General features: G+C 67.6%; 7 protein-coding genes. 6 read left to right on the top strand and 1 reads right to left on the bottom strand.

What is annotated here, in order from left to right:
- Nucleotides 1–516, bottom strand: a 516-nt coding sequence (locus tag Y706_RS28445) for an MFS transporter (protein ID WP_043436692.1), incomplete at its 3' end; no start/stop codon positions are given.
- Nucleotides 517–740: 224 nt separating this feature from the next.
- On the opposite strand from Y706_RS28445, the gene Y706_RS0120505 reads away from it, so the two are divergent.
- From Y706_RS0120505 to Y706_RS29470, 6 genes are all read left to right on the top strand, one after another.
- Entirely contained in the window at nucleotides 741–1,934 is a 1,194-nt protein-coding gene (locus Y706_RS0120505; RefSeq protein ID WP_028278059.1) for a PucR family transcriptional regulator, read from the top strand.
- Between the two features lie 133 nt (nucleotides 1,935–2,067).
- On the top strand, nucleotides 2,068–3,468 hold the full coding sequence (locus tag Y706_RS0120500; protein ID WP_043436689.1) for an MFS transporter: 1,401 nt from the start codon (nucleotides 2,068–2,070) through the stop codon (nucleotides 3,466–3,468).
- Nucleotides 3,465–3,935 (top strand): RidA family protein, encoded by a 471-nt coding sequence (locus Y706_RS0120495; RefSeq protein WP_253906857.1) that lies wholly within the window; start codon nucleotides 3,465–3,467, stop codon nucleotides 3,933–3,935. The genes Y706_RS0120500 and Y706_RS0120495 overlap by 4 nt, the downstream gene beginning before the upstream one ends.
- Nucleotides 3,932–4,570 carry an RraA family protein gene (locus tag Y706_RS0120490; protein WP_253906856.1) on the top strand — a complete coding sequence of 213 codons (639 nt, stop codon included), beginning with the start codon at nucleotides 3,932–3,934 and terminating at the stop codon, nucleotides 4,568–4,570. Before Y706_RS0120495 ends, Y706_RS0120490 begins: the two co-directional genes overlap by 4 nt.
- Before the next feature lie 44 nt (nucleotides 4,571–4,614).
- The gene (locus tag Y706_RS0120485) at nucleotides 4,615–5,154 is read left to right on the top strand and encodes an NUDIX hydrolase family protein (RefSeq protein ID WP_018774344.1); all 540 of its coding nucleotides are present in this window, start codon (nucleotides 4,615–4,617) and stop codon (nucleotides 5,152–5,154) included.
- 120 nt (nucleotides 5,155–5,274) lie between these two features.
- Nucleotides 5,275–5,677: DUF6707 family protein (locus Y706_RS29470; protein ID WP_343213101.1), on the top strand; the 403-nt coding region annotated here is incomplete at its 3' end.

The raw sequence follows: 5,677 nt of genomic DNA, 5'->3' as shown, positions 1-5,677 counted from the left end.
CTGCGGGAGGGCGGCGTAGCGGGCGCGTTTGGCGACCGGGGCGTTTTCGACTGCGATGATCACCGCGCCGCTCCACTCGCCGCCGACGGCGAGGCCCTGCAGGATGCGCAGCGCGACCAGCAGGATGGGGGCCGCGACGCCGATCGTCATGTAGTTCGGGAGCAGGCCGATGAGCCCGGTCACGAGGCCGATACCCACGATGGTGACCATCAGGATCTTCTTGCGCCCCACCTTGTCGCCCAGGGCGCCGAAGATGAAGCCGCCGATCGGGCGGGCCACGAAGCCCACGGCCAGGGTGGCGAAGGAGCTCATGGCCGAGACGAAGGGGTCCTGGGACACGAAGTACTGGGCGTTGAACACCAGCGCCGCGGCCGTGGTGAACAGGAAGAAGTCGTACCACTCCAGCGCCGTGCCGACGAGGGCCGCGAGGGCGACTTTCTTGGCCACGCTCTCATCGACAACCCCGGGCAACTGCGGACTGGCGGTGGTGGTGGCGTTGCTTGCGCTGCTTGCCATGTTTACTCCAAAGAAATGTGACGGGTCTTGACGGTGGCCCCTGTGCGGTCACCCCCATCCGGGGGACAGTTCCGTCCGTGACGATTCGGGCCGAGACGATTCGGGCGCCGACGCTTCCGGCGGGTGTGAGTGGGCTCACGCTTGGTGCTTCATTCCATTCTGCCAGTAGCTTTTTCCAAAATAACTAGCAGTGCGCCACGCTTTGTAGACCCTAGAATGTGAGAATGCACAATTTTGAATCGCCGGGCGATGCTTTCCGCTGGAGTGAGCTGGTGGACCAGCTGGAAGGGCGGCTGGACCTCCTGGCCCAGGCGTTCACCGCCCGGGTCCGGAAAATCCCGGAATACGGCGACAGCCAGGTGACTGTCCTGGAAATCCGGGACACGGCGCGGGAGACGTTCCGCCGGCTCATCAATGGGCTGCGGGGCGGCCCGGCGGACACTGCACGGGACGGGCTGCTCGCCTTTGCCTCGGACCTCGGGTCCAAACGGGCGAGGGCCGGGATACCGCCGGAGTCCCTGACGTCGGCGGTGCGGCTGGACTTCAGCATCCTGTGGGCAGACCTCCTGGCGATCGCCGCACCGGAGGATGCCGGCCTGCTGGCCTCCCGGGTGGACCAGGTCTGGCGGGTGGTCGACGAGTTCGCCACCCGCACCCACATGAGCTACCTGACTGAGCGCGTGCGCATGGCCCAGGAAGAGTCCAGCATCCAGCACGAATTTATCGCCCGGCTGTTCAACCAGAGCACGCCCTCGGCCGAGACGTCCGCGCAGGTTGGCTCCGCCCTGGGCATCGGGCCGGATGCCCGCTGCGGCCTCGTGGCTGCCAGCGGCGACGCCGGCGCCCGCCTTCGTGCGGCCGCTACCCAGTTCGGCGCCGCCCAGCGCCGCCAAAAGATCTTCCTGCACGAATCCGGCGGAAACACCTACCTGTTTTGGCCGCTCTTGTCGTGGACACCGTCGGGGAGGTCCGGAGAAACGCGGAACGCGCCGCAGCCGCCGCCGCTCGTGGCGGATATTCCCTCCGGCTATGTCCCGGAGGTGCACGGGCTGCGCGGCCTGCCCGCCGCCGCCCGGACCGCAGAGAGCCTTGCGGCCCTGTTGCGCCCCAGCGACGCCGGTCCCCTGTCCGCGGATGCCGCATGGGCCCGGTTTGCCCAGCAAAACCTCCAGGACGCCGGGCTCGACCTCGCCGCCCAGCTGGAGGAAGCCATGGAGGAATGCCGCGGCGGGGAACGGGAACGTCTCCGGGAAACGGTGCAGCACTACCTCTCCACCGGCAACATCACGGCCACGGCGGAACAGCTGTTCTGCCACCGGAACACCATCCTGAACCGGCTCAACCGCTTCCAGGAACTGACCGGGATCGATCTGACCATTCCGGCCCAGGCCGCCCGGCTGGTGGTCGCCTGGGCCTGATAGTTGTGTGAACACACACTTCGGGGCCTTTATCGGTGGGGTTTTTGCCATTGAGCTGTGATCACCAACACAGAATAGTTGGCTACTACCTTGCACTGGACATTCGTCCCCGCACCCCCATCTGGAGATATTGATGGCTCAATCGGTAGAAACCACCTCCCACGCGGCTGCCCGTCTGGACCTCGCAAAAATGCGCAAAATCGCCCTCGCCAGCGTCATCGGCACCACCGTCGAGTGGTACGACCTCTTTGTTTTCGGCACGGCATCCGCGCTCGTGTTCAATAAGATCTTCTTCCCCAGCTTCGACCCCATCGTGGGCACCATGCTCGCCTTCGGGACCTTTGCCTCCGCCTACATTGCACGCATGGTCGGCGCCATCATCTTCGGCCACTTCGGGGACCGCCTGGGCCGCAAATCCATGCTCCTGATTTCACTGCTGACAATGGGCGCCGCCACCTTCGCCATCGGCCTGCTGCCGGATTACAACAGCATCGGGATCATGGCGCCGCTGCTGCTGCTCTTCCTGCGCGTCATCCAGGGCCTGGCCCTGGGCGGCGAATGGGGCGGCGCCGTCCTGATGACGGTGGAACACGCTCCCGCGTCCAAGCGCGGGTTCTACGGCTCATTGGTCCAGGTGGGCGTGCCCGCCGGAACCCTGATCGCCAACGTGGCGTTCCTCATTGTCGCCTCTACGGTCAGCACCGAAGAGCTCCTCGCCTGGGGCTGGCGCATCCCGTTCCTGGCCTCCGCCCTGCTCGTGGCCGTGGGCATCTACATCCGGCTGCACATCGAGGAAACCCCGTCCTTCCAGGCGGTCAAGGAAGCCGGCGCCAAGGCCAAGTTGCCGTTCGCCGCCCTCATGGCCAAGTACTGGAAGCAGGTCATCCTCGGCGGCGTTGCCACCCTGTCCACCGGCAGCACCTTCACCCTGCTCGTGGCCTCGGGCGTCTCCTACGGCAAAAAAGAACTGGGCCACTCGGAGGCCCTGATGCTATGGGTCGTGCTGGCCGCCTGCGCCCTGTGCTTTGTCCTGATCCCCTTCTTCGGCCGGCTCTCTGACAAGCACGGCCGCAAGCCGATCATCTACGCCGGAGTGGCCGCCGAGGCAGCCCTCGCGTTCCCGATGTTCTGGCTCATGGACACCAAGTCCGTGCCGCTGCTCTTCATCGCGTACCTCGCCATGATGACGGCCTTCGCCGCGAACTACGGCCCGATCGCCACGTTCCTCGCCGAACTCTTCGGTTCCAAGGTCCGCTACTCGGGACTGTCGGTGGCCTACATGCTCTCCGGACTCCTCGGCAGCGCCGCCACGCCGTTCATCACCACCTGGCTGCTGGGCATGACCCACCAGAGTTCCTCCATCGCGTGGTACATCATGGCCGCCGCCCTCGTCTCGCTCGGCGCCTTGTTCGTCCTGACCGAAACCCGGCACGGCAACATCGACGCCGTCGACTCCGCGCCGACTGACGCAGTAACGGACGCAACCACCGACGCGAGCACCGGCCCGGCCGCCGAAGCGGTGGCTGCCAAATGACAGCTCCACAGGCCGTTCTCCCCGCTGTCGATCCCGCTGTTCCGCCCGCTGTTCAGCCCGTAGCAATATCGGTCCGACGGATCGCACAGATCCCTGGCGGCGCGGCCGCCGTCGGCCCGTTCTCCCAGGCAGTCGCCGCCAACGGGTTCGTGTTCACCGCCGGCCAGATCCCCGCGATCAGCGGGCTGGATGACCAGCCGGACACGTTCGAGGACCAGGTCCGCCAGACCATCATGAACCTCCGGTCCGTGCTCGAGGCGGCCGGGTCCGGCCTGGAGCATGTGGTCAAGGTCAACGGCTACCTCACAGATTCCAGCCAGCTCGAGGCCTACAACAGGGTTTACTCGGAGTTCTTCGGGGCGGCCAAGCCGGCGCGGACCACTGTCTGCGTGAGCCTGTGGGGCGTCGCGCTGGAGATTGAGTGCGTGGCCGTGGTTGCCGACGCCACGGCGCCGGACGCGCCGTGAACGTCGTGAACGCGGTGAACACAGATCTTGGCGAGGGGCTCGGCGAGGGGCTCGCCGCCGTCAGCTTCCCCACGATCGGGCACTTCCTGGAGGACGGATTCGTGGACCCGGCCATCCGGTCGCTGCTCGACGGCGTCAAGGTGGCCGGTCCCGCGGTCACGGTGCGCGTTGCGGAAAATGACGCCTACGCCATGAACCGTGCCCTGCTGGAGCTGTACCCCGGCGCGGTGCTGGTCGTGGACATGTCCGGGGACCACCGGCACGCGCCGGTGGGCGCGGTCACCGCCGCAGCGGCCACGGCGCAAGGCGCCGCCGGCGTCGTCGTCGACGGCGTGGCCACTGACATCCTGGAGCTCCGCACGACCGGCCTGCCGGTCTTCGCCCGCGGGACCTCGTGCCTGACCACCAAGCGGGTCCGCAGCGCCGGCTCCGCCGTCAATGTCCCGGTGCAGTGCGGCGGCGTCCAGGTCAATCCGGGCGACTGGGTGCTCGGTGACGACAACGGCGTGATCGTCCTGTCCGCGGAGGCGGCAGCCAACGTCCTGGGCCTGGCCCTGGACTCGGACGCCGCCGAGCCGGCGCTGCTGGCACGGATTGCCGCCGGCGAGCCGCTGGAATCGGTGCTGGCGATCTGAGTGACGGCGCGGGGTTCGGGGACGGGATGGGGTAGAACTTAACCATGAATGTGCGCACCCCTGACCCGAATCCCGGCTGGCTCTCCGACGACGACCTGTTCGAAGCGCGGGGCAGGCTGCCGATGGTCTATGTCGAGGCCGTTCCGGTCCGGCTGGACCCCCTCGGGTTCGTGAACGAGGTCGGCACCCTCCTGCAGGCCGACGAGGACGGCACCATGGTCCGGTCCCTGGTGTCCGGCCGCGTTCTCTACCGCGAGACCATCCGCGCCGCCCTGCTCCGCCACATGGAGAAGGACCTGGGCCCGCTCGCCTTCCCGCAGCTTCCGGTCAGCCCGGTGCCGTTCACCGTGGCCGAGTACTTCCCGTCTCCGTCCCATACCGGCTTCACGGACGACCGCCAGCACGCCGTTGCCCTGGCGTACATCATTCCGGTGACCGGCGAATGCTCCCCGCGGCAGGACGCCCTGGAGCTGACCTGGATGACCCCGCAGGAGGTCATGAGCACGGACGTGCAGCTCGAATTCAGCGGCGGCCGGGGGGCCCTGATCCGGCAGGCCCTGGCTTTCGCGGGAGTCGGCAACTAGCCGGTTCCCTTAGGCCCGGCGCCGGCCGGGGACTCTCGGGGGCTCCCCTGCGTCCCCGACTTCGTGCGGCCGATTTTGTAGACTGTTGGGCGGACCGCAAGAGAACTTTAAGGACTCCCGATGACCCACCCCCCAGCCTCCCGGAACTACAGTGAACAGCAGGCTGGATCTCTGCGGGCCGGTGACCACCTGATTCTGCCCAACGGAAACCGCTCCGCCGAGATCCATCGCGTGGATGTCGAAACCGACGACTTTGGGACTCCCGCCATGGTGTTGGCGACCCTCAGCGGTGGCGGTGTGCTGCGGATCGCGGCGGGGTCACTGGTCCGCGTTACGGACGACGCCGGGGCCGGCACCCCGGCGTCCGACGGCGGCGCGACCGGCACGCCAACTCCTTCCGATGGCGGCGCCCCCGCGCCGGAAGAGGCTGAGCCGGTCGCACCTGGGCCCGACGCTGCTGGGCGCGACGCAACTGGGCCCAACGCACCTGGCTCCGACGCTGCCGGGCCCGACAATACGGCGC

Source organism: Arthrobacter sp. I3 (genome assembly GCF_000520575.1).
In the GTDB taxonomy this organism is placed as follows: domain Bacteria; phylum Actinomycetota; class Actinomycetes; order Actinomycetales; family Micrococcaceae; genus Arthrobacter; species Arthrobacter humicola_A.
This window is presented reverse-complemented; position numbering and strand designations above follow the sequence as displayed.

Bases quoted from the DNA above. Each gene is read 5' to 3' on its own strand.
- Y706_RS0120495 (WP_253906857.1), top strand. From the start codon at position 3,465: ATGACAGCTCCACAGGCCGTTCTCCCCGCTGTCGATCCCGCTGTTCCG.
- Y706_RS0120485 (WP_018774344.1), top strand. From the start codon at position 4,615: ATGAATGTGCGCACCCCTGACCCGAATCCCGGCTGGCTCTCCGACGAC.
- Y706_RS0120500 (WP_043436689.1), top strand. From the start codon at position 2,068: ATGGCTCAATCGGTAGAAACCACCTCCCACGCGGCTGCCCGTCTGGAC.
- Y706_RS0120505 (WP_028278059.1), top strand. From the start codon at position 741: ATGCACAATTTTGAATCGCCGGGCGATGCTTTCCGCTGGAGTGAGCTG.